The 23,311-nt window shown below is 67.8% G+C and carries 23 protein-coding genes; 14 read left to right on the top strand and 9 right to left on the bottom strand.

All coding sequences use genetic code 11. From position 1 onward, the window contains the following. Positions 1–93 precede the first annotated feature (93 nt). A complete protein-coding gene (locus CEK68_RS06320) occupies positions 94–993 on the top strand; it encodes a hypothetical protein (RefSeq protein ID WP_152238890.1) in 900 nt (299 codons plus the stop codon). A 174-nt stretch (positions 994–1,167) separates the two neighbouring features. Here the strand turns inward: CEK68_RS06320 and CEK68_RS06325 are convergent, their stop codons facing one another. Then, on the bottom strand, positions 1,168–2,136 hold the full coding sequence (locus CEK68_RS06325; protein WP_152238910.1) for an alpha/beta hydrolase-fold protein: 969 nt from the start codon (positions 2,134–2,136) through the stop codon (positions 1,168–1,170). A 113-nt stretch (positions 2,137–2,249) separates the two neighbouring features. Between CEK68_RS06325 and CEK68_RS06330 the strand changes: the two genes are divergently transcribed. Next, complete coding sequence (locus CEK68_RS06330; RefSeq protein WP_148827950.1) at positions 2,250–3,218, top strand: polysaccharide deacetylase family protein; 969 nt, start codon at positions 2,250–2,252, stop codon at positions 3,216–3,218. Positions 3,219–3,332: 114 nt separating this feature from the next. Here CEK68_RS06330 and CEK68_RS06335 read toward each other — a convergent pair whose 3' ends face one another. Next, entirely contained in the window at positions 3,333–3,878 is a 546-nt protein-coding gene (locus tag CEK68_RS06335; RefSeq protein ID WP_226977788.1) for an RNA 2'-phosphotransferase, read from the bottom strand. A 316-nt stretch (positions 3,879–4,194) separates the two neighbouring features. On the opposite strand from CEK68_RS06335, the gene CEK68_RS06340 reads away from it, so the two are divergent. From CEK68_RS06340 to CEK68_RS06355, 4 genes are all read left to right on the top strand, one after another. Continuing rightward, positions 4,195–4,398 carry a hypothetical protein gene (locus tag CEK68_RS06340; RefSeq protein ID WP_152238892.1) on the top strand — a complete coding sequence of 68 codons (204 nt, stop codon included), beginning with the start codon at positions 4,195–4,197 and terminating at the stop codon, positions 4,396–4,398. Positions 4,399–4,612: 214 nt separating this feature from the next. After that, the gene (locus tag CEK68_RS06345) at positions 4,613–5,248 is read left to right on the top strand and encodes a DUF2076 family protein (protein ID WP_152238893.1); all 636 of its coding nucleotides are present in this window, start codon (positions 4,613–4,615) and stop codon (positions 5,246–5,248) included. 256 nt (positions 5,249–5,504) lie between these two features. Beyond that, positions 5,505–6,881, top strand: a complete 1,377-nt coding sequence (gene yjjJ, locus CEK68_RS06350) for a type II toxin-antitoxin system HipA family toxin YjjJ (protein WP_152238894.1) — start codon at positions 5,505–5,507, stop codon at positions 6,879–6,881. A 101-nt stretch (positions 6,882–6,982) separates the two neighbouring features. Further along, a complete protein-coding gene (locus CEK68_RS06355; protein WP_152238895.1) occupies positions 6,983–7,807 on the top strand; it encodes an alpha/beta hydrolase in 825 nt (274 codons plus the stop codon). 147 nt (positions 7,808–7,954) lie between these two features. Here the strand turns inward: CEK68_RS06355 and CEK68_RS06360 are convergent, their stop codons facing one another. Beyond that, on the bottom strand, positions 7,955–9,172 hold the full coding sequence (locus CEK68_RS06360) for a glycoside hydrolase family 30 beta sandwich domain-containing protein (protein WP_193314122.1): 1,218 nt from the start codon (positions 9,170–9,172) through the stop codon (positions 7,955–7,957). Between the two features lie 334 nt (positions 9,173–9,506). Between CEK68_RS06360 and CEK68_RS06370 the strand changes: the two genes are divergently transcribed. From CEK68_RS06370 to CEK68_RS06380, 3 genes are all read left to right on the top strand, one after another. Beyond that, entirely contained in the window at positions 9,507–11,594 is a 2,088-nt protein-coding gene (locus CEK68_RS06370; RefSeq protein ID WP_152238897.1) for a beta-galactosidase, read from the top strand. Between the two features lie 217 nt (positions 11,595–11,811). Then, positions 11,812–12,132, top strand: a complete 321-nt coding sequence (locus tag CEK68_RS06375; protein ID WP_152238912.1) for a DUF3817 domain-containing protein — start codon at positions 11,812–11,814, stop codon at positions 12,130–12,132. 122 nt (positions 12,133–12,254) lie between these two features. Next, complete coding sequence (locus tag CEK68_RS06380) at positions 12,255–12,587, top strand: hypothetical protein (RefSeq protein ID WP_226977789.1); 333 nt, start codon at positions 12,255–12,257, stop codon at positions 12,585–12,587. Between the two features lie 27 nt (positions 12,588–12,614). On the opposite strand, the gene CEK68_RS06385 is transcribed toward CEK68_RS06380, so the two are convergent. Together CEK68_RS06385 and CEK68_RS06390 are read right to left on the bottom strand one after the other, a co-directional pair. After that, the gene (locus tag CEK68_RS06385; protein WP_152238898.1) at positions 12,615–13,706 is read right to left on the bottom strand and encodes a DUF1615 domain-containing protein; all 1,092 of its coding nucleotides are present in this window, start codon (positions 13,704–13,706) and stop codon (positions 12,615–12,617) included. 63 nt (positions 13,707–13,769) lie between these two features. After that, the gene (locus CEK68_RS06390) at positions 13,770–14,603 is read right to left on the bottom strand and encodes an NAD(P)H-dependent oxidoreductase (RefSeq protein ID WP_152238899.1); all 834 of its coding nucleotides are present in this window, start codon (positions 14,601–14,603) and stop codon (positions 13,770–13,772) included. Positions 14,604–14,687: 84 nt separating this feature from the next. Here CEK68_RS06390 and CEK68_RS06395 point away from each other — a divergent pair, with 84 nt between their 5' ends. Then, complete coding sequence (locus CEK68_RS06395) at positions 14,688–15,581, top strand: LysR family transcriptional regulator (RefSeq protein WP_152238900.1); 894 nt, start codon at positions 14,688–14,690, stop codon at positions 15,579–15,581. A 19-nt stretch (positions 15,582–15,600) separates the two neighbouring features. Here CEK68_RS06395 and CEK68_RS06400 read toward each other — a convergent pair whose 3' ends face one another. The 3 genes from CEK68_RS06400 to CEK68_RS06410 form a co-directional block, all read right to left on the bottom strand. After that, on the bottom strand, positions 15,601–16,467 hold the full coding sequence (locus CEK68_RS06400; RefSeq protein WP_226977790.1) for an SAM-dependent methyltransferase: 867 nt from the start codon (positions 16,465–16,467) through the stop codon (positions 15,601–15,603). Between the two features lie 218 nt (positions 16,468–16,685). Further along, positions 16,686–17,978: a peptidoglycan-binding protein gene (locus tag CEK68_RS06405; RefSeq protein ID WP_152238902.1), complete on the bottom strand. Its 1,293-nt coding sequence runs from the start codon at positions 17,976–17,978 to the stop codon at positions 16,686–16,688. Next, positions 17,903–18,601, bottom strand: coding sequence for a hypothetical protein (locus CEK68_RS06410; RefSeq protein WP_226977791.1), 699 nt, complete (start codon positions 18,599–18,601; stop codon positions 17,903–17,905). The genes CEK68_RS06405 and CEK68_RS06410 overlap by 76 nt, the downstream gene beginning before the upstream one ends. 292 nt (positions 18,602–18,893) lie before the next feature. On the opposite strand from CEK68_RS06410, the gene CEK68_RS06415 reads away from it, so the two are divergent. The 4 genes from CEK68_RS06415 to CEK68_RS06430 all read left to right on the top strand — a co-directional run bounded on the left by CEK68_RS06415 (position 18,894) and on the right by CEK68_RS06430 (position 22,817). After that, complete coding sequence (locus CEK68_RS06415) at positions 18,894–19,769, top strand: DMT family transporter (protein ID WP_152238903.1); 876 nt, start codon at positions 18,894–18,896, stop codon at positions 19,767–19,769. Between the two features lie 182 nt (positions 19,770–19,951). After that, a complete protein-coding gene (locus CEK68_RS06420; protein ID WP_152237325.1) occupies positions 19,952–20,308 on the top strand; it encodes a hypothetical protein in 357 nt (118 codons plus the stop codon). A 139-nt stretch (positions 20,309–20,447) separates the two neighbouring features. After that, a complete protein-coding gene (cycA, locus tag CEK68_RS06425; RefSeq protein WP_010340292.1) occupies positions 20,448–21,818 on the top strand; it encodes a D-serine/D-alanine/glycine transporter in 1,371 nt (456 codons plus the stop codon). A gap of 78 nt (positions 21,819–21,896) precedes the next feature. Then, complete coding sequence (locus CEK68_RS06430) at positions 21,897–22,817, top strand: CorA family divalent cation transporter (RefSeq protein ID WP_152238904.1); 921 nt, start codon at positions 21,897–21,899, stop codon at positions 22,815–22,817. A 30-nt stretch (positions 22,818–22,847) separates the two neighbouring features. Here the strand turns inward: CEK68_RS06430 and CEK68_RS06435 are convergent, their stop codons facing one another. Then, positions 22,848–23,207 carry a hypothetical protein gene (locus CEK68_RS06435; protein ID WP_152238905.1) on the bottom strand — a complete coding sequence of 120 codons (360 nt, stop codon included), beginning with the start codon at positions 23,205–23,207 and terminating at the stop codon, positions 22,848–22,850. Positions 23,208–23,311: the final 104 nt, after the last annotated feature.

Consider the following 23,311-nt stretch of genomic DNA (forward strand, 5'->3'; position numbering starts at 1 on the left):
CGCGCCTCAGCGGTTGTCGCTGTGCCGCGGGTCTGCCACTGTGACAGCCCTGTCTTGCGAGGAGATCCGCAGATGGAGTCCGCACAATCCTCAATGTCGCAGCGCCTGCCGGCGACCCGCCTGTTCGCCCTGCTGGCGCGTGACACCCGCACCGGCGTGATCTTCCGCCGCGGGCCGAGCAAGCAGGTGCAGCTGATCCACTGGGATCTGCGCGACGACACGTTCGTGCACGGCCAGTGGTTCAAGGGCCGCATCTACGAGCGGCGTTGCGATCTGTCGCCGTCGGGGCGGCTGCTGGTGTACTTCGCCTCCAAGCAGCGCGGCAACTTCGGCACCTGGACGGCGTTGTCGCGGCCGCCGTTCTTCACTGCGCTGGCGCTGTGGCCGAAGGGCGACTGCTGGGGCGGCGGCGGGATGTTCGAGGACGAGCGGACCTTGTTGTTGAACCACCGGCCACGCGAGGGGCGGGATCCTTTTCCGATGCCGACCGGCTTCCAGTTGCCGCACCATCTGCAGGTGCGGCCGTTCGGCACGCATTCGGGCGGCGGCGAGGACGAGCCGATCGACGGCGTGTTGCGCGAGCGCGATGGCTGGCAGTTGCGCGATGACGGCGAGGGCGAACGTGGCGGGTTGCGCAGCGGCGCATTGTTCCGCTTCAGCCGCCCGCGCGTGCGCGAGAAGCTCGGCGCCAATGGCCGCCGCCTGCAGTCGCTGCTGCATGCAGTCGGCCAGGAAAACCATGCCTGGTATGGCCAGGATCACCGGGTGCTGGACCGCGACGGCACCATGCTGGTCGACCTGCCGGGCAGCGACTGGGCCGACTGGGATTGCGGCGACCTGGTGTTCGCGCGCGAGGGCAGGCTCTATCGTCTGCGCAAGAGCGACTTCCGCGAAGTGGCGCAGCGGGGTGCCCAGGTATTCCGGTTGCTGCACGATTTCAGCGGCGCACGCTTCGCGCCAGTGGCGCCGACGGCGGATGCGCTCAAGTATTGACCGGCTTTTGCGCAGTGCCTTCAGTAAACCTCTGCGAACACGTGCCAGTAAATGGCGTTGCTTTAGAAGACCTTTAACGGCGGCCGGCCGGCACCTGTGGGAACGGCTTCAGCCGCGACAACGCCATCCGTGGAGATGCAGTATCCGCCCGACCGGCGGCGTGCGCGCCGCGCCTCACTGCTGAGGAACACCCAGCAGAAACTTCAAGCCATGGGTGAGCCCGCGCGGCGCCACGCCCAGGTGATCCTCGTCGTCCAGCACGTCCAACTGCAGGCGCAGCGACCGATAGTGCCGTCCGCGCAAGGTCTGCACCATCTGCTGCGCGTCGGTCACCATGTCGTAGCGCTTGCCGTAGCGGCGCTGTTCGTACTCGCCGACATACATGTAGACCTGTGCCGGCAGATCGCGGTGACTGGAGGCGAAGCGCGCTTCCTCGGCGCGCATGGCATGCGCGCCGAACCAGTACGACGGACTACCCAGGATGTAGCCGGAAAACAGCTCGGGTGTGCTCAGCAGGATCTGCGTACCGAGCAGGCCGCCGTACGAATGGCCAAGGAACAGGCGCCGCGCTTCATCGGTGCGATAGTGCTGCCCAACGAAAGGGAGCACGTGGTCGCGCAAGTACGCAATGTAGGTGCTGGAACCCCCGTGAGTGGCACCGGCGGCCGCAACATCGCCGGCCTCGGTGGTGGGCGTGTAGTCGCGGCGCCGGCTCGGCATCGGCTCATCGCCGAGTGCATACGACAAGCCGACCAGGATGAAGTCCTCGATAGCCGGACCTTCGCCGTTCAAGCGCCGCGCAATCTGCCGCGCCACCGGAAACGCGTAGTCGGCATCGGTGGCGTACAGCACCGGGTAGCGCCGCTCGGGATGGTCGGCATAGCCGGCAGGCAACGCCACGAACACCTGGTAAGTGCGGCCGGACACGGGATCGGGGACATCCCACACCTGGCTTCCAGCCAGTTCGTACGGCGCACCGCTGCCGCGCTGACCACCGAACTGCGTCGCTACCGTGCGTGCGGGAGGTGGCACCGGTTGCGTGGTGGCCTCCTTCGTTGCAGACGCTGCCGCGGGCGCCTGCGCCGTGTTCGTGCACCCGGCGAGCAGCAGGCACGTCCAGACAAGCCAAAGCGCTTTCCTCATTCCGTCGTTTCCTGATGTTATGTCGCCGCGCGGGTGCGGATCTTGCACATGGTGCCATGTCGGCGGTGGCGACCATCCGTATAGACTGGCGTCCCAACTCTCAGGGACGTTCAATGAAACTGCTTCGCTGCCTGCTGCTGCCAGCCCTGCTGTGCTTCGCCGCATTCGCCCAGGCCCAGGACGACACCCGCCGCATTGCGGTGACCATCGACGACCTGCCGTGGCAGCGCATCGAGCAGACGCCGCCTGCCCAGTTGCCGGCGCTGCATGCGCAGTTGATGGCCTCGCTGCGGCAGGCGCAGGTACCCGTCGTTGGCTTCGTCAACGAAGACAAGCTGGAGCAGGACGGACAGGTGCAGCCGCAACGCGTGGCGATGCTGCGCGACTGGCTGGATGCCGGCTATGCGCTGGGCAACCACACTTACGGCCACGTGAACCTGCATCAGGTCGGCGTGCCGGCGTACGAAGACGCGATCGTGCGTGGCGAGCGCACGTTGCGGCCGTTGCTCGCCGAGCGCGGCCAGCCGCTGCAGTGGTTCCGTCATCCGTACCTCGCGACCGGCCGCAGCGTTGCCGACCGCGAGGCGGTCAACGCGTTCCTGGCAGCGCATGGCTACCGCATCGCGCCGGTCACCGTGGACAGCGGCGAGTGGGTCTGGGCGTTCGCCTACGCGCATGTGCTGGACGAGCCGGCAGGCCCGGCGCGCGACGCCATGCTGCTGCGCCTGCGCAAGGGCTACGTGCCATACATGCTCAACAAGCTGGATTTCTTCGAGTGCGAATCGCAGGCCCTGTTCGGCCGCCGCATCCCACAGGTCTGGCTGATGCACGCGAACGCGCTCAACGCCGCCGCTTTCCCCGAGCTGGTCGCGGCCACGCGCCGCCGCGGCTATGCCTTCATCGGCCTGGAGGAGGCATTGCGCGATCCCGCCTACACCCACGCCGAGGGGTACACCGGCCCTGGCGGGATCAGCTGGCTGCACCGCTGGGCGATGGCCGAGGACAAGCCGAAGGACTTCTATGCCGGCGAACCGGTGGTGCCGCGCTGGGTGTTCGCGCTGGCGGGGGTGGATTCGGAGTAATGCAGGGATCGTCTCGTAACGCCCGCCAAATCGGAGCAAAGGATTATGAGTCCCTGGATGTCGCTGCCCAGTCGCACACGCGGTATGGGTGCCCAAGCGAGATAGCCACAGGAACTAGATTTCCGAAAGAAAGCTGCTCGGAACTGCCTGGGTGAGCCAGACGCCATTGTCCGCCTGAAAGAAGGTAAAGCCCTGCTGGTGCATTCGCAGGGCTTCGACTTTCAGGACAACCGGCTTGCCATGACGTTGCCCGACCGTGGTCGCGGTGGCGATGTCCTGCGACAGGTGCACGTGATGCCGTTGGCCCGCACGCAAGCCCTCGGCCAGGATCGCGTCCAGAAACCGTGAGGCGGTTCCGTGGTAGAGGAACTCCGGCGGCACCTTGGCTTCGTACTGAATGGCGACGCTCTCAGTCGAATGGCCCTGGACAGCACGGATGCGCCGGCCATCTTCCGACAGTGCGAAGCGTTTTTTGTCGCTGCTGTCCACCACGGCGCGAATGAGATCTGCGTCGAGCGTCCTGCCGCTTTGCGCAGCACCTGCGATCAACGCATCGACCTCCGCCCAGCCTTCGCTGTCGAGGGTAATGCCAGCGGCCTGTGGCTCGTGGCGAAGCACAAAGCTGAGGAACTTGCTGATGTCTGTGTGTTGCTTGCTCATACGCATTCCGGTGGGTAAATAATTCCAACCATCGCTCGGCGACGCCGATATTGGCTTCCGCTCAGTTGGCTGGCAATGGTGGAGGTGATGCAGTGTGGGCTCGAGTTGGCGCGGTGCAATCTTACGCGTCGTGGAGTGCGAGGATCGCCAAGCAAGCCGGTGTCTGGCGAGTTTGATGGAATGACGAAGGGGGGGCGCACCTCCGCCGGCAAGATGTTGAATGGCTAAGTGTCGGCACAGCCGACCGCTGGCACCTTCACCCTCCACGCACGCATGGCCGGATCACGATGGCTCCTCTCCGCTCACCCTGACGCCCATGTCCTCGTCCAAGACGCCTCCGTGGAAGAAGCCGAATCCGCGCGGTCAACGCAGCCAGCCGCTGTCGCCGTCGCAGAAGGAAGCGGCGAAGCAGCGCGCCGAGGAGAACGGCCGCCCGTATCCGAACCTGGTCGACAACATGTGGGCGGCGCGGCTGCCGCATGCGACGTCCTCCTCCAGTGCGGACATCGACGAGGAATAATCAAGGCGTCTGCGCTTGGAGTGGGGGCATACCTGACGCGCGTTGTCGGAAGAATGTCGGAGTTCGCCAGTGCGGCTGCCGGTCTGGTTGTCCTGGCGCGCGCGATTGATGAATGCCGATACACCGGAGCTCGGACGCACCCTTGGCCTGCGCCGGGCCATGCCCATACCGTGCCGTGCCGGCACTGGGCCGGTCATCGCATCCAGGTACGGGTATGACTCCGCAAGAACAGCAGCTTCTCGAAGACTTCCTGGCGCGCCTGCGCAGCGCCAGCGGGGTGGCCAAAGATCCGCAGGCCGACGCGCTGATCCACGCGCGCCTGGCCGATCAACCCGATGCCGCGTATCTGCTGGTGCAGCGCACCTTGCTGCTGGAGCACGCGCTGGAGGCCGCCAAGGCGCAGATCGCGCAGTTGCAGCAGGCGGCCACGCCCCCGCCGCCGCCGGCCAGCTTCCTGGGCCAGGGCTTCAATGCGGCGCCGCCGCCGTTGCCCCCGGCGCCCGCCACCACAGGCGTCGCGGGCGCCGGTGCGCCCGGCTGGCGCGAGCGCTGGTTCGGCGGTGGCGCTGCGGCCGCGGAGCCGACGCCGGCACCGGCCGCCGCGCGTGGCCCCAGCTTCCTCAGCACCGCGGCCACCACGGCGGCCGGCGTGGCCGGCGGCATGTTCCTGTTCGAGGGCGTGGAAAGCCTGCTGGGCGGCCACCACGGCGGCGGCCTGTTCGGCGGCGGCGCGCCGCAGGAGACGGTAGTCGAGAACATCACCAACAACTACTACGACGACACGCCGCAGCAGGACATGGGCCAGGACTTCCAGGACGACGGTGACTTCGGCAACGACAACTGGACTTAAGATGCAGCCAGCATGCAGCGCTTGTCGTCCCCAGTCTGCGAGCACATCAGCGGCTAGACGCTTTTATACTTGTATTTCAAAGGGTTGACATCTATCGGCAGTCTGGCGCCAGCTGCCGATAATGTGAAAATCAATTCTTGTATCTATTCAAGAGTTGCACTCTGGTTCGAGCTCTTAAGCCTGCGTTGGCCGAAAGCGGCCAGTTCCAGTAGTTAGTTCGCTTGACTATTTATTCTTAAATCTATTCAATGCCGGTATGAGCGATGACCGGCTACGCGATCTTGTTGCCCTCTTGCGCAGCGAAAAGGCCGTGACGGCGGCCCGAATCGGCGATGTGCTGGAGATCAGTCAACCGACGGTATCGCGCCTGTTGGCCAGTGCTGGCGAGCAGGTGCTGCGGATCGGCAAAGCTCGGGCGACACGCTATGCGCTCACCCGGTCGCTAGGCCGTGCAGGCCATCGTTGGCCGTTGTTCCGCATCGATCCGAGCGGTCGTGCCGAAACGCTCGGCCATCTGCACGCCATGCACGGCGATGGCTATCTGTTCGTTCCCCAGGTCACGTGCCCCGCGCTGATCCATGGCGACTTCGCCAGTGGACTGTTTCCAGGGCTTCCGTGGTTTCTGGACGACCAGCGCCCGCAGGGCTTCCTTGGCCGGGCCTTTGCGAGGCGCGTGGCCGAAGACATCGGCGCGCCGCAGGATCTGCAGCGCTGGCAGCCCGACGATGTGGTGCTGGCTCTGCTGCGGCACGGCGAGGATCAACCCGGCGATCTGGTGTTGGGCGAGTTTGCGTTACAGCGCGCGCAGCAAGCCGCGCTGCAGCCAGTCGATGTGATACCGCAGGCGGAGCGGCGGCGTCTGTATCCGCAGCATGCCGAGAAGGCGTTGCTGGGCGAGCCGGTGGGCTCGTCGGCTGGCGGTGAGCAACCCAAGTTCACGGCAACGCTGCAAACGGAAGGCGGCTACACGCCGGTCATCGTCAAGTTCAGCGAGCGTGCCGGCACGCCGGCCGCGCAACGTTGGAGCGACCTGCTGCGGTGTGAGCACCTGGCCAGCGACGTCCTGCGTGCGCACGGCATCGCCGCCGCCGAGAGCGAACTGCTCGAGAGCGACGGTCGCGTGTTCCTGCAATCGACGCGCTTCGACCGTACGCCTGTGCTGGGACGGCGCGGCTTCGTCTCGCTGGCCGCGGTGGATGCGGCTTACTTCGGCCATGGGCGCATCGACTGGTGGTCGTTCGCACCGCAACTGCAGCGCGAAGGCTGGCTGAGCGACGCAGATGCGCAGCGCCTGCGTGTGTGCGGCTGGTTCGGCGCACTGATCGGCAACAACGACATGCATCTGGGCAACGCGGGCCTGATGCTGGGCGATGTCTTGCCGCTTGCCTTGGCACCGATCTACGACATGTTGCCGATGGCGTTCCGTCCTGCGGCCAGCGGCGAGGTGGTAGAGCGCGCCTATGTGGTGCCGTTGCCGACACCAGAACAGCGCGACGACTGGCGTGCGGCGGCCGGCATGGCGGTGCAGTTCTGGGAGCGTGTCATCGAGGACGTGCATGTGTCCGCGGCATTCCACAGTATTGCGCGGGACGCGCTGGCGCAGTTGACGCGCGCCGTATCGCGGATCGGTTGAGCGCTTTCGCACCGCGTTAAACGACCCGACACACGGCGCTCACGCGGGCAGGACATGGAGCGGGAGAAGCTGCCGTGACTCCCCACCACGAGGTCTTGCCCATGGCTGCAACCAACGCGCGCGTCCGTCTGCATGTCGAAGATACCGGCGGTGCCGGTCGTCCGGTGATCCTGATCCATGGCTGGCCGCTGTCGGCCGAGGCGTGGAAGGACCAGGTCGGGCCGCTGCAGCAGGCGGGCTACCGGGTCATCGCCTACGACCGCCGCGGCTTCGGCCGTTCGGAGAAGCCGGCCGACGGCTACGAGTACGACACCCTGGCCGACGACCTGGCCGGCATCATCGAAGACAAGCAACTGCGCGAGGCGGTGCTGGTCGGCTTCTCGATGGGCGGTGGCGAGGTGGCGCGCTACGTGGCGCGGCATGGCACCGAGAAGCTGGCAGCGGTAGTGTTCGCCTCCGCGGTGCCGCCGTACATGCTCAAGACCGACGACAACCCGGAAGGGCCGCTGAGCAAGGAGCAGGCGCAGGAGATGGAGCAGGGGCTGAAGGCCTCGCGCGAGACCTTCTTCGATGACTTCACCCGCGGCTTCTTCAGCGCCCACGGCACGTTGAAGGTGAGCGAGGCGCAGCGCCAGGAAGCGATCGCGCTGTGCTTGCAGAGCGACCAGACCGCGGCGCTGGGCTGCATGGAGGCGTTCGGCACCACCGATTTCCGCGAGGACATCAAGAAGGTCGACGTGCCGACCCTGGTGCTGCACGGCGATGCCGACGCCACGGTGCCGTACGAAGGCTCCGGCCAGCGCACCCATCGCGCCATCGCCGGCAGCGACGTGGTGTTGCTGAGGGATGCGCCGCATGGCTGCAACACCAGTCATGCCGAGGAGTTCAATCAGGCGCTGTTGGGGTTCCTGGCCAAGCTGGGGTGATCGCCAGCTTTCGCATCCGTGGCGAGTCGCGGCGCTGCCGCAAGGCGCGGCACAGAGACGATGTAACTCAAAAGTAGCTGGAAAATAGGCCCGCGGCAGCTCTCAGCTGCCGCGGGTCGATCCAACTCACTCAGGCCATCGTACCTATCACTCGCCGACCAGCGTCGCCACGCTCTGCGGGTCGATATAGACCGCAGTCTGGCCCGAAGCGACACTGTACTTGCCGCCGTAGCCGACGTTGAGGCTGGAGGAGGTGCTGTACTTGGTGAACGCGGTGGCGCTGCCGGCGGGCACGCGCACGGTGAGCTGCCGATGCTGGGTGCCGGTGTTGACCGCCACCAGAACCAGCTTGCCGCTCGGGGTCTTGTAGGCGCTGACCGCGACGTCGTTATACGGCGCGGCGGTGGCGCCGATGCGCACGGACCCCGGACGCACGAAGCGTGCGTATTGCGACATCACGTAGCCGCGCTTGCTCACCGTGCCGTTTTCGGCGATCAGCCCGTAGCTGCGGCGGATGTACCACCAGATGTAGCCGCTGTAGTTGGCCAGCATGCTGTTGTGCAGTTCGCTGCCCACGCCGAGCGCGGACGGCCAGGCGTTGCCGTCGGTGTTGTCGGTGTAGTGCTCGGTCATCCACAGCTGCTTGCCCTTGCTGCGCGCCAGCGGGTAGTCCTTGGGTTGCACGCCATACAGGTGCCCGCCGACGATGGACAGGTACTGGGCGGCGCTGCTGTTGAGCACCGGGTCGGTCAGCGCGGTGTTGAAGCCCAGCGACTCGGCGGCGAGCAGCTTGAACTTGCCGAACTTCGCACCCTGCGCGCTGATGAAATTGAGGAAGTCGGTGCCGTTCCAGTCGCCCGACTCGTAGTCCGGATGCCAGTCCGGCTCGTTCTGCAGCGACAGGGCGTAGATCGGTGCGCCCTTGCTGTCCATGTAGGCGGTGAAATCCAGCAGGTGCTTGGCGTAGGCGTCGTAGTACTGCGACAACAGCTTGCCGCCGTTGTTGAGGTTGTTGTTGGACTTCATGTAGGCCGGCGCCGACCACGGCGTGGCCAGCAGCACCGCGCCGTGCGCGCGGGCCCGCACCGCCGACGGCACCTGCTGGCTCCAGCCGGAGCTGGACGGATCGATGCGCATGCGCATGATCGACAGGCCGATCTGCCCGGTGTCGCTGCCGAAGGCCAGGTCGACCTGGGCCGGGGTGAGGTCGGCGATCCAGCCGGCGCCGTTCATGCCGCCGAAGCCCTGGATGGTCTGGTGGACCTCGCTCGGGGTCACGGTGACGGTCTGCGCCAGGGCAGTGCCGGCCGAGAACAGCGTGGCGGCCGCGGCGAGCAAGGTGCCGAGCAAACGAGGGGTCTTCATGGCGTGTCCAGCGGTTGGGGGAGGCGTGACGCTAGCCAGCGCAGATGACCATTTCAATGTCGCCATCGTCCAAAGCGGGCAAGTGAGACCGGAGGCGCACCTCAAGCGCTAACGTCTCCTCAATCCACATCAGCGCCTGCGTCGCGCTGCATGATGCGTGCAGCGCGGTGCACCACACGGTTGCGGCGTGAGGTACGGCGTGCGGATTGTGCGCAGTTGCGCGTGCAAACGCCGCAAGATGCACAAGTGCGCGCATGGCAAAACTGCGCACAATGCAGGCGCCGGCACAGCGCAGGGGGCGTGCCGGCGTTTCCTCTTGCGAAGGATGTTGCGCATGCCACTGTTCCGTATTCCGCAACGCTGCGGCCTTGCCCTGTTCGCTGCGATGCTGTCGATTCTGCTCTGCCTGCCGATGCTGGCGCAGGCGCAGGCCACCCGTTATCGCGACGTCGCGCCGCTGTTGCTGGGCGTGGCCTGGTATCCGGAGCAGTGGCCGGAGGCCCAGTGGGAGCACGATCTGGCGCTGATGCAGGCGGCGCACGTGCGCGTGGTGCGGATCGGCGAGTTCGCCTGGAGCCGGATGGAGCCGCGCGAGGGACAGTACGACTTCGACTGGATGGACCGCGCCATCGCCGCTGCCGCGCGCCATGGCATGGTGGTGGTGCTGGGCACGCCGACCGCGGCGCCGCCAGCGTGGTTGACTCAAGCCTATCCGGACACCTTGCGGGTCAGCGAGGACGGCGTGCGCGACGAGCACGGCAACCGCCAGCAGTTCTCCTTTGCCAGCGCACGCTACCGGCGCTTCGCGCATGCCATCGCCGAGCAGATGGCGCAGCGCTACGGGCACAACCCGCACGTGGTCGGCTGGCAACTGGACAACGAGTACGCGCAGTCCTCGTTCGATCCCGAGGCCAAGGCGCAGTTCCACGCCTGGCTGCAGCGCAAGTACGGCAGCATCGAGGCGCTCAACCAGCGCTGGGCCACCGCCTACTGGAGCCAGACCTACAACGACTTCGCGCAGATCCCGGTGCGCGAGGACGAGGAAAATCCGGCGCTGCTGTTGGAGTGGAAGCGCTTCGTCAGCGACACCTGGGCCGACTATTCGCGCAACCAGATCGACGCGATCCGCCCGCATGCCGATCCGCGCCAGTTCATCACCACCAACACCATGGGCTGGTTCGCCGGCTTTGACGCCTACACCGTGCACGACGTGCTCGACATCGCCGCCTGGGACGACTACGTCGCCGGCGAGCGCTACGACTGGGTGGACAATGCGGCACGCCACGATCTGACCCGCGGCTACAAGCAGCGCAACTACTGGGTGATGGAAACCCAGCCGGGCTTCGTCAACTGGCGCGCGACCAACGTGGCGCTGCGCAAGGGCCAGGTACGCGCGATGGCGTGGCAGGCGGTGGCGCATGGCGCCGATGCGGTCTCGTACTGGCAGTGGCGCGCCGCGCCCAACGGGCAGGAGGAATACCACGGCACCCTGGTCGGCGCCGACGGCACGCCGGTGCCGGTGTATGCGGAGATCCAGCAGGTCGGCGCGGAGTTCGCCAAGGCCGGTCCGGCGCTGGCCGGCACCACGCCGCAGGCGCAGGTGGCGCTGATCAACGACTTCGACAGCCGCTGGGCGATCGGCTTCCAGAAGCACGCGGCCGACTTCGATCCGGTCGTGCAGATGAAGAGCTTCTACCGGCCGCTGCGGCAGCAGGCGCAGGTGGTCGACGTGGTCTCGGCGATGGCGCCACTGGAGCGCTACAAGCTGGTGGTGGCGCCGGCGCTGAACGTGCTGACCGAGGCGCAGGCACAGCGGCTGAAGGCCTATGTCGAACACGGCGGGCATCTGGTGCTGGGGCCGCGCAGCGGCATGAAGGACATAGACAACGGACTGCATCCGCAGCGCCAGCCTGGTCCGCTGGCGGCGTTGCTCGGTGGGCGCGTGGAGCAGTTCTATGCGCTGGACAAGCCGATCCCGCTGGCCGGTGCGGGCGCCGACGGCAGCGCCAAAATCTGGGCCGAACAGTTGCAGGCCACCGCCGCCGAAACCACCGCACCGCTGCAGTACGGCGCAGCCAATGGATGGCTGGACGGCGCGCCGGCACTGCTGACCCGGCGCGTCGGCAAGGGCCGCATCAGCTATGTCGGCGGCTGGTTCGACGACGCCACGCTGGATCGCCTCACCGGCGACTGGTTGCGCGACGCCGGGGTGCAGGCGCCGCTGGCCGATGTGCCGGAGGATGTGGAAGTGGGCGTGCGCAGCGACGGCGCGCGCCGCATCGTGGTGCTGATCAACCACGGCGCCACCGCGCACACCGTGCGGCTGCCGGCGCCGATGCGCGCGCTGCTGGGTCCGACGCCGAGCAACGACACGGTGCAACTGGCGCCCGACGACGTGGCGGTGCTGGAACAGCGTCGCTGAGGACTGCCGCGGTGTGCTACGGCGCATTGCCGGCCACGGGATGATGGAGCGCTTCGGTCGATGCGACCGCAGCGCCTGCCCTGACCGAGTCGCGCCTGTGCGCCACGCGCAAGGACACGCTCTACAATGCAGGTGCCAGCGGGCGTCGCCGCCGCCATCGCGTCGCGGCCTCGTTCCCTCACTGGAGTTGCGTGTGTCCTTGTCTTCTTCCCGTCCGTTGTCGCCGGTGGGCCGGCTGTTCGCCGCTGCCGCCGTGTTCGAAGGCCTGACCTGGGCCGGCCTGTTGCTCGGCATGCTGCTCAAGTACGGCACCCAGACCACCGAGCTGGGCGTGTGGCTGTTCGGCCGTCTGCATGGCTTGGCGTTCCTGCTGTACGTGGTCGCCAGTCTGCTCGCGGCACTGTGGTTGCGCTGGCCCTGGTGGGCGTGGGCGCTGAGCCTGCTGGCGGCGCTGCCGCCGCTGGTCACGGTGCCGCTGGAACTGTGGTTCCGCCGGATCGGCCTGCTGGGCGCGCCAGGGCAGCGTGCCGTGGAATAGTGCAGGCGCTGCGGCGCAGGCGAGACATCTTGTCCTGTGCGATGCGCTGCATCGGTAGTGCGTTGTGACTGCATTCTCCAGCAGCGCTCTAGAATGCTGTCCCCAGTGCAGGCGAGGAGGCCATGGGCAAACGCAAACGACGACCGCCCCCGCCAATGTCGACACCCACGCGCCTGCAACGGCTGGTCGCGCGTCTGGAACGGCCCGTGTTGATGTTGATGGCGGCGGTCATGGTGGCGGTCGCCGCGATGAAGCTGTACCTGCTGGCGAAAGCGCTGCAGAGCGGCGTGTACATCGGCGTACCGAGAGCCGGGCCGAAGCGGATCTATCTGCTGGCGACCGATCCAGGCCGCTACTGGTTCTCGATCGCGTGGGACAGCGTGGTCTGCCTCGTGTTGCTGGCGCTGGCCATCGCCACGGGCTGGGCGCTGATGGCGTTACGCAAACCGAAGTAGCGTTGGGTCGGCGGATCGCCGCGGCCGTCACTTGGCCAGGCAACGCTGCCAGCGCTCGGCCACGCGCTGCGCGAACCAGGCGGTGGTGAGCTTGCGGGTGATCTTTGGGCTTTCCAGGGCGATGCCCGGCAGTACCGCGCGTGGCAGTGGCTTGCCGGCATCGCGGTCGGCCAGCGCGAACACCTGGCGATACAGCGCGCTGTCGGCGAAATCCGCCTCGCTGCCGCGCTGCAGTTCGCGGCGGATCGTGCGCGCGTCCATGCCCAGTTGCGTGCCCAGGCTGCGTGCGGCGCGCTCGGTGGCGCCGGGGGCGTCGAGGTCTGCGCCGGGCGTCAGCAGATCGCCATCGAGGGCGAGCGAGAGGCCGCTGGCGCGCGCTAGCGCGGCCTGGAACGCGGCATTGCGGCTGGCGTACCAGCCGGCATTGAAGTCGGCGAAGCGGTACAGCATCGCCGCTTCGTTCGGGTAGCCGAGCAGGTGGCGGGTGCCGAACCAGATGCCGCCTCGGCGAGTGAACACCGCGTGGCGCACGCCGTCGCTCAGCGGATACGGATAGCCGTCGGTATGCGCCTGCGCGAAGGCGATGCTCACCTGCATCGGCCCGGCGGTGTGCACCGGGTTGAGGTCGCCGAACAGGCGCCGGCCCAGCGGCACACTGCCGGCGATGTCCTCGAAGATGGTGCTGAGATCCTGTTCGGTGCGCGCGGCGGCCAGGCGCTCGGCATAGCTGCGTCCATCCGGCCCGCGTAATTGCAGCGCTGCATCCAGCGCGAACGCCGGCACATGCACCGCCGCCGCGCGCCGCTGCAGTTCCGCCCGGGCGATCTTGCCCAGCCCCGGCACCGGTGGATTGGTCTGGTAGGTCGATTCCTGTTCGATCACCGCCAGCACCGCACAGATGTTTTCGGCATTGGTGCCCAGACTCTGCGAGGCCAGGGCCACGTAGACGTCGTCGGCCCAGCCGCGGCGATCGGGTACCGTGGCCGGGATACGCCGGGTGATGTCGGCCTTGACCTCGCTGGGCGTGCGCTCGGGCATGCGTGGCGCCTGCGTGGCGCAGGCGCCGAGCAAGGCGGCGCTGCACACGGCGAGCAGGCGGACGAAGACGGCGGTGGACATCGGCGCGGCGGCTCCAACGGGATAGCGTCGCTGCATCCTACAGGTGCGCTGTCGGCGCCGCGCCTACGTCGCTGGTGCCGACGCTGTGCGGTCGGAGGTCGCCGCCGCTTGCGTGTCCGCGTCGACCACATGGATGCCGAAGCCGCTGCGGCCGGGCGCGAATTCCTCCCGCAGCGTCAGTGCCGGGATCGCGTAGTCGCCTGCATTCTGCTTGCGGAACGCGATCGGCGCGGTACTGAACAGCGTGTCCAGCCGTTCGCCCAGCGCCGCGCTGGTCTGCGCGAAACGCGCCGCATCCATGCGTCCGCTGCGGTACACCACGAACGGCGGCAGCACCTCGAAGCCGGGGTAATGCAGGATGCCGTGCTGGATCGGGAACAGCAGGTCGTCGATCGGCCCGTTGATGCCGCGCGGTGCGTAGTGCGATTCCCAGCCGCCGGCGGTGACGATCAGCATCGCGCGCTTGCCGGCCAGCGTGCCTTCGCCGTAACGGTCGCCCCAGTGCGTGTCGGAGTGTTCGCCGACGCCGTAGGCGAAGCCGCAGGCATACACCCGGTCCACCCAGCCCTTGAGGATGGCCGGCATCGAGAACCACCACAGCGGGAACTGCAGCAGCAGCGCATCGGCCCAGCGCAGCTTGTCCTGCTCGGTGGCGATGTCCGCGCGCTGACGGCCGCTGGCGAAGGCGCGCTGCGAGTCGCGCGAAGGATCGAAGCGCGCGTCCGCGGCGCCGTCCAGGCTGTCCTGCGCGTCGACGGTGGTTTTCCAGTCCATCGCATACAGGTCCGACACCTGCACGCGATGGCCTGCGGCCTGCAGGCGGTGTACCGCCGCCTGCTTGAGGGCGCCATTGAGCGAGGCGGGTTCGGGATGGGCATAGACCAGCAGGACGTTCATGCGGGTTCTCGGTGAGGGAAGGTCTCCACGCTAGGCCGCGCTTCGCTATAGTGGAAATGAATTGCCTTGATAGTCGCTATTGCCATGGTTGATCTGCGGCGCCTGGACCTCAATCTGCTGCTGACCCTGGACACGTTGCTCGACACGCACAACGTGACCCGCGCCGCGGCGCGCCTGCATCTGTCGCAGCCGTCGGTCAGCGTGCACCTGGCCAAGCTGCGCGAAGCGCTGGGCGATCCGTTGCTGCTGCCGGGGCCGCGCGGCATGCGGCCCACCGCACGCGCCGACGCGCTGCGCGTCCCGTTGCGCGAGGCTTTGCAGGCGCTGCAGCAGGCGGTGGCACCGGACGCGCCGTTCGATCCGGCGCGCGCGCAGACGCTGTGGCGGGTGGCGGCCAGCGACTACGGCGCCTCCACCGTGCTGCTGTCGGCGATCGCCGCCTTGCGTCGGGTGGCGCCGGGCACCCAACTGGCGGTGCTGCAGCTGTCGCCGCCGTCGATCGCGCAGCAGGCCGAACAGGGCCAGATCGACCTGGCCCTGCACACCGTCGCCGACGCGCCGCCCGGCCTGCGCCGGCGCACGCTGTTCGCCGAACACTACGTGCTGGTCGGTCGGGCCGGCCATCCGCGGTTGCGACGTCGACCGAGCCTGGCGCAGTTCTGCGCGCTCGAGCATGTCATCGTCTCGCCCGACGGCGGCGGCTTCAGCGGCGCTACCGATGCGGCGTTGCGGACGCGCGGCCTGCAGCGGCGGGTGGTGCTGTCGGTGCCGCACTTCCAGTTCGTCGTTGCCGCGCTCCAGCGCAGCGACCTGGTGGCGATGCTGCCCGAGCGCCTGGTGCGCGACCAGCCCGGCCTGCGGGTGTGCGCGCCGCCGCTGGAGCTGCCCGGCTACGAGATGGCCATGCTCTGGCACGAGCGCGTGCACCGCGATCCGGCGCACCGCTGGTTGCGCGAGCACATTCTCGCGTCGATCTGATGCGGCGGAGGCGATCGCCTCAGCGGCGCGTGGCCAGCACTCCGTCCAGCGCCAGTTGCGCGGCGAAGCCGGCCTTCTCCAGGCGCCTGGCCACCTCGCGCGGCACGTCGCGCCCGCTGGTGAGCTTGTTCGGACTGCCGGTGTAGTGGAACAGCCGGCCGCCGCGGCGCAGCACCCGCGCGAGCTGGTCGTAGAAGGTTTGCGCGTAGAGTTCGCCGGCGATGCCGAAACGTGGCGGGTCGTGCAGGATCGCGTCCATCGACGCATCGGCGATGCCGCCGATGGCGGCGCCGACATCGCCATGGGTCAGCTGCAGGCGGCCATCGCTGGTGGCCGGATCCGGCGACCACGGATTGAGCGTGCGCAGCCACAGCACGTCGGCGTTCTTCTCGAACGAGTGCAGGCATGCCACACCGGCCTCCAGCGCGCAGGCCGCGAAATAGCCGAGGCCGCCGCAGGTATCCAGCACCTGCTTGCCGCGCGGTTCCACCAGCGCCACCTTGCGCCGCGCGTCCTCGAACGGCGACAGCTGCGCGCTGGGCAGCATCTTGATGCCATCGATCTCGAAGGTCGGCGCGCCCCACTCGGTCGGCACCAGCTTGATCAGCGCACCGCCGAAGCGCGACACCGCGGCGAAGTCCTCGCCGTCCCAGTAGTACAACGTGCGGTCCTTGAGCTTGCCCGGGTACGGATACTCGCGTCCCTGCCACTGCCAGCGGTCGGCACCGAGCAATGCCTGGCCGTGGCTGCGCTCCAGGTCGAGCGACCCGAACCAGGTGGCGGCACCGGCATCGCGCGCGGCGAGCAGCGCGACGGCGAGCGGACGGGTGAGAAGAGGGCCAGAATAGCGGGTCACGGGGGATCTGCCGGCGGCAGGGCGCGGCATGGAGCTCGGATGCGGGAGCGCATCGTAACCGACGCGGCGCCGAGAGGGGATGACTGCGACGGGCAAGCGCCGCAGTTGCCGTCGCTAAATGCGAAACGCATCGGCAGCATTGCGGCGCCGGACCAAAGCGCTACTCCGGAAGAAGCGCTTTGCTCTCCGGTGCAAATCCCACCGGGACCGACGTGCCGCGCGCTGCGCGAGCAACGCGGCAGCTTCGCTCAATGCGCCATGCCACCGCGTGCCTGCGCAGGTTCCTGCTGCGGGGCTGGCTGCTGCAATGCTTGATCGCGCTGTTGATTCTGCGCATCCACCTGGCGGGTGCTTTCCTGCAGCGTCGGCGCCTGGTCCAGATCGACACGCGTACGAAATCCTGGTGTGTTGCCGGCGACGAACGCAACCTTGTCCTGCACCGTGACCGCCTGCAGTTGCTGCGGGCCCTGGATGCCCTCGGCCTTGGCCGCTTGCAAGGTGTGCGCGACTTGCGCGTCGGTGGCGCCGGGCATGCGTTCGCGCAACGCGTTGAAGAACGGATGGTCGGCGTGCGTGGCTTCGGAGACCAGCGGCGAACGCTTGGCCTCGGCCAGGGCCGTCCGTGTGTCGCGTCCGACGACGGCATCGTCATCCAGGCCATGCGCGCGCTGAAACTCTTTCAGGGCATGGCGCGTATTGCGTCCGAAGTCGCCATCCGGCTTCAACGGCTTGCCGTCGGCGCCATGGTAGCCCAGCTCAGCCAACTGTTCCTGCAGTGCCCGGGTTTGCTGGTTGCGCTCATCCCCACCCATGCTGGCCAACTGCTGCAGCGAGACCTTGCCGCTCTGGATGTCGGCGACCAGTTCGGGCGTGATGGTCTGGGCCCATTGGTTCGCGGCCTGCACGCGTTCGTTGGCGCCGTTGTCGCCACCATTGATGATGCGGCCCGCTGCACGGGCGTTGTCGCGCAGGTTCTCCGGCACGCGATCCCGCCAATACGCCACCGCGAGATTGGCCGCCGTCTGCGGTTCGGCCGCCAGGTCCGGGTTCTTGGCGAGATCGACATTGAAGCGCTGGCCGTAGCGCTCGTAGTTGTCGCGGCCGGTGTACTGCAGATAGCCGCGGCCATGAAACCGCCAGCCGTCGCCGGGTTCGGTATTGCCGAGATCGGCGCGGTTTTCGTACATCACGGTGGCAATGCGCTGCGGATCGCGGCTGGCGACGGCGTCCTCCACCTGCTTGCGGGTGAAGCGGTCATCGGCCGAGGAGACCGCGGCGATCACGCTGTCGGCCGAGGTATAGCCCAGGTTCTCATGCATGCGCCGAAAGTGGCCGGTCTCGACGGCGGCGTTTCCCATCAGGTTGGCCAGTTCCGTCGGCGAGGTGATGCCGGAATCGACCGCAGTCTTGAGCAGCAGTGCCGAGCTTTCGTTGAAACGGGGCATGGTTCTCTCCTTGGAATCAATTACTGGACGACGGCGCGGTGCTTGTCCATGGCGTCCTGCAGTTTTTCTGGATCGATCTGCGAGATCGGCGTCCATGCGAAGTCCGCCGGATAGCTGGCGGTTCCGCGGAAGACGTCCATCGCGCCGCTCTGCGGATTCTCTGCCGGTGCCGTGCTGCTCGCTTCCGCCAGATACCAGGCTTTCTTGGCCGGGTCGTACTTCAACGTGTAGGTGACATTGCTGCGCGTCTGCTGGTTGACGTAGACGATTTCCTGCGGCTTCAGGCTCAGGTTGTGGTCCAGGCGCTTCGCGTTGCGCGCCACATCGTTGTAGAGGCAGTCGACCGCTTGCGGGCTACGGTCGGCCACGTTCCATGCCGCATTCGCCTGTTGCAGGACCAGCAGCTCGCAGGTATTGCCTGATGCATCGGCATTGGCGTGGCGGACGATGGCGACGGCATCGGTCCCGCCGTTGCCGGTCAGGTCGTGCTGTTTGAAGGCGAGTATCTGGTCTCCCGGCTTGAGCAAGGGTTGCAGGGATGCCTCCCCTGAAAGCGACGCCGCCGGCGAAGCGGGCGCCTTGGTGGTCGCTGCAGCAGGGGAGGGCGAGTCCGTGCCGCCGTTGGCGGCGTGGTCGGCCGGCGTGGTTTGCGCGGACGGTTGGCAGCCGATCAGGCTTGCCGCAAGGAGGAAAGGCAGACAACGTGACAGTGATGGCATCGGGCGGTCTCTGGCTGCATGCAACGGACGCGTTGCGATCGGGTTCAAGGCAGCAGGGAGGCCGACGAGGCGGTCTTGGGTTCGCGTCGTCCTGACACGGAGGCAACTCCCGCTCCCTGGATGCAACCGCGAGCGCACCCTTGGTTGCGCTGAGGCTTATAGCAACGCATTGCTTAAGAATTTGTTGTGTCCTGGACGGTTCGCGCGGTCGCTGCTTCCGTTCCCCCCGCATAATGGGCGCCAGTTCCCGTGTGCCCGGTATGGGCCGTCGTTCGATCGCAAGAGGCTGATGATGCTCAAGGGTGTGCTGCTCGGTTTCGCCTGTTATGCCGCCTATTCGATCAGCGACGCCTTCGTGAAGGGACTGGAGGGCTCGCTGCCGGCCTACGAGGTGGTGTTCTTCGGGGCGCTGCTGATGCTGTCGGCGATGCCGTTCCTGAAGAAGCCGGGCGATCGCTGGCGCGAGGTGGTGGTGGCGCAGCGGCCCAGCATCTGGCTGTTGCGCGCGTTCACCGGCGCGGCCGGCAATCTGTCCGCGGTCACTGCGTTCACCTTGCTGCCGATGGCCGAGGCGTTCGCGCTGATCTTCCTGATGCCGATCTTCGTCACCGTGCTGTCGGTGCTGCTGCTCAAGGAGGAGGTGCGCTGGCGGCGCTGGCTGGCGGTGATCGTCGGCTTCATCGGGGTGCTGGTGGTGCTGCGGCCGGGCTTCCGGCACCTGGGCCAGGGCCATGTCGCGGCGATCGTCTGCGGCTTGGTGGGGGCGGTGTCGGTGATCAGCCTGCGCATGGCCGGGCCCGGCGAGAAGCGCCTGACCCTGTACGGCGCCGGCGTGCTCGGACCGCTGCTGATGGGCGGCCTGTTGATGCTGCCGACCTTCGTCTGGCCCACCTGGCAGCAATGGATCCTGCTGGCCGGCTACGGCCTGCTCGCCGGCCTGGCCGCGATCTTCATGATGTACGCCTCGCGGTCGGCGCCGATCAGCGCGGTGGCGCCGACCCAGTACAGCCAGATGCTGTGGGCGATCGGCTTCGGTTACTGGCTGTTCCACGATCACCTGGACTGGCCGATGGCGGTGGGCATCGGGCTGATCCTGGGCGCCGGTCTGTTCACCCTGGTGCGCGAGGAGAAGGTCACGCGGTGGTGGCGGCGCACCAAATTGGTGTGAGCGCGGTCGCCTGAGCCGATCTCGGTCGCCGCACCGGCGCCGATCAGGAAATCGCCGATACGGCCGCGCACGCAGCGCGGCGATGCTGCCCGTTCACGGACGAGGCAATGCAGGCGCCGTGGCCGCGAGGATGCTGCGGTCGCCGCGCCATCGGACTTTCCTTATCAAGATCGGAGAACGGCATGACGAACAATGCGATGGGGCAGTTGCTCGACGCCGCCGCCCATGCGGGCGCGGCGGGTGTGCGGGTGGTGGCAGGCGTGGTCGGCGCGGACGGTGCGGTCCGCAACGGCGCGGGGTACACGGTGGCGCATGTGAGTACCGGCCATTACCTGGTGAGCTTCCAGCCGCCGTTCCAGGCGCTGGATGGCGTCTCGGTCACCCAGATCTATCCCGGCGACGGCAGCACCTGCGACAACGCGGTGATCATCCGCCTGGACGCGGGCCAGGTGCTGCTGAAGACCGGCGACGGCGGCGGCAACCAGTCCGACCGCGATTTCAGCTTCGTCGCGATCGGGCAGGGCGGCGCGCTGGCCTGAGCGACGGCACCCGCGGCGGCGCGGACGGCATGCGGCGCCGTCCGCGCCGCCGCGGGCGCCACCCGGCGCACGCGCGGCTGGCGCGCGCTGCCGCCATCTTCTATGTTTGCAGGCTAATCCCTCGCGATGGCCTGCGCCCATGACCGATCCGTCCGCCCAGCCCGACCACCTGCAGCGCAGCCTGTCCAACCGCCACCTGCAGTTGATCGCGATCGGCGGAGCGATCGGCACCGGCCTGTTCATGGGCTCGGGCAAGACCATCAGCCTGGCCGGGCCGTCGATCCTGTTCGTGTACCTGATCATCGGCGTGATGCTGTTCTTCGTGATGCGCGCGATGGGCGAGCTGCTGCTGTCTAACCTGGAGTACAAGTCGTTCATCGACTTCTCCACCGATCTGCTGGGGCCCTGGGCCGGGTTCTTCTGCGGCTGGACCTACTGGTTCTGCTGGATCATCACCGCCATCGCCGACGTGATCGCGATCGCCGCCTACGCGCAGTTCTGGTTCCCGACACTGGCGCCGTGGATCCCGGCGATGCTGTGCGTGCTGTTGCTGCTGGGGCTGAACCTGGTGACGGTGAAGCTGTTCGGCGAAATGGAATTCTGGTTCGCGCTGATCAAGATCGTGGCGATCTGCGCGTTGATCCTCACCGGCGCCGGGCTGGTCGCCTGGGGCTTCCAGTCGCCGTCCGGGCACGTGGCCTCGCTGGCCAACCTGTGGAACGACGGCGGCATGTTCCCGATGGGGCTGGGCGGGTTCTTCGCCGGCTTCCAGATCGCGGTGTTCGCCTTCGTCGGCATCGAACTGGTCGGCACCACCGCCGCCGAGACCGCCGACCCGCGCCGCAACCTGCCCAAGGCGATCAACTCGATCCCGGTGCGCATCCTGGTGTTCTACGTGCTGGCGTTGGTGGCGATCATGGCGGTGACGCCGTGGCGCGAGGTGGTGCCGGGCAAGAGCCCGTTCGTGGAGCTGTTCGTGCTGGCCGGCGTGCCGGCCGCGGCCAGCCTGATCAACTTCGTGGTGTTGACCTCGGCCACGTCCTCGGCCAACAGCGGCATCTTCTCCACCAGCCGCATGCTCTACGGCCTGGCCGAGGAGCGCCACGCGCCGCGCGGCTTCGCCCGGCTCTCGCGCGCGGCGGTGCCGGCGCGCGGGCTGCTGTTCTCCTGCGCCTGCCTGCTCGGCGGCACCGTGCTGATGTACCTGATCCCGAACCTGGTCACCGCCTTCACCCTGGTCACCACGCTGGCCGCGGTGCTGTTCATGTTCGTCTGGTCGCTGATCCTGTGCGCCTACATCGCCTACCGGCGCAAGCGACCGCAGCTGCATGCGGCCTCCGCGTTCAAGATGCCTGGCGGGGTGGTCATGTGCTACGTGTGCCTGGCGTTCTTCGCCTTCGTGCTGGCGCTGCTGACTCTGCAGGCCGACACCCGCCAGGCGCTGTTCGCCAGCCCGGTATGGTTCCTGCTGCTGGGCGTGGGCTATGCGTTGAAGCGCCGCAGCGCCTGAACCGGTGCGCGCGGCCGGCGTTGACGCTCCGCGCGCGCTGACGGATGCTCGCGGCCTTTCCTGCGCGAGCCAGTCCTGATGATCACCATCCATCGCCTCGGTGGTACCTCCGACACGCCGGTGTGCTGGGTGGACCTGTGCCGGCCGAGCGAGACGGAGCTGGCCGAGGTCGACGAGAAGGTCGGATTCGCGGTGCCGACGCGCGCGGCCATCGGCGAGATCGAGTTCAGCAGCCGGGTGCGGGTGGAAGGCGATGTGCTGTTCCTCAACGTGCCGCGCTTCCAGGACGAGGACGGTCCGACCGCGCCGCTCGGTTTCGCGGTGTCGCCGCGGGTGCTGGTGACCCAGCGCGAGCAGCCGATGGCCTCGCTGGACGCGGTGGCCGCGCAGCTGCAGCACAGCCCCTGTCGTAGCAGCGACGACCTGCTGCTGCGCCTGCTCGATCAATTGGTCGGGCGCCTGGCCGATCGCCTGGAGGCGCTGGAGGCGCAGATCACCGAGACCACGCGGGTGGCGTTCGACCGGCCGCATGCGCGGCACAAGTCGCGGCACCTGGAGCGGATGCTGCACGACGTCGGCGACATGGGCCGGCGCCTGGGCGGCATGCACAACGCCGGCCACGGCCTGCTGCGCCTGGCCACCTATCTGGACGATGCCGCGCCGGACTGGTTCGGCGAGGACGCGGCCAAGCGCATCGGCCTGCTGCACAAGGACCTGGTCACGCTGAGCGAGTTCGAGCAGCAGTTGAACGACCGCATCGAGTTCCTGCTCGACAGCGTGCTGGGCATGATCAACGTCGACCAGAACAACGTGATGAAGGTGATGGCGGTGGCCTCAGTGGTCGGCATCCCGCCGACGGTGCTGGTCGGCATCTGGGGCATGAACTTCGCGCACATGCCCGAGCTGAAATGGCACGACGCCTACTACTGGGCGCTGGGCGTGATCGCGCTGAGCATGCTGTTGCCGCTGGCCTGGTTCCGCCGGCGCGGCTGGGTCTGAGCCAGTCGCGCGCGGCGCCGGCCACGCAGGTCACGCCGCGAGGCTGTCGGCCTCGGCGGCGTCTTCCGCGGTGTCGCCTTCCTCGCCGCTGACGTGCTGGACCGCGGCGATGTCCCACGACACCGTGTCCGGATCGATCAAGGCGTGGATCGCCGCGCCCTGCAGTTCGCGCATCAGCCGTCGTGCCGACGCGGTGCCGTGCGCGACGCTGTCCCACAGCACCATGTCGACCACGCTGCCGTCGCGGCGGCGGGCGATGCGCCGCGAGCGGAAGCCGGGCTGGCGCTGCAGCCAGGCATTGACCTCGGCATTGGCGCGCAGGAAGGTGCGCCAGGTGCAGTCCAGCAGGCGGAACGTGGCGATTTCCAGGGCTTCGGTATGGGGATGCATCGGTCTCTCCTGCGGTCTGCGTCGCCCGCACGGCACGCTGGCGGCGACGCGGCAGCGCGACGAGGGGCATGGGGGAAGGGACAGGGCCGAACGGCAGGAACAGG

The organism is Xanthomonas sp. LMG 12461 (genome assembly GCF_009192935.1).
In the GTDB taxonomy this organism is placed as follows: domain Bacteria; phylum Pseudomonadota; class Gammaproteobacteria; order Xanthomonadales; family Xanthomonadaceae; genus Xanthomonas_A; species Xanthomonas_A sontii.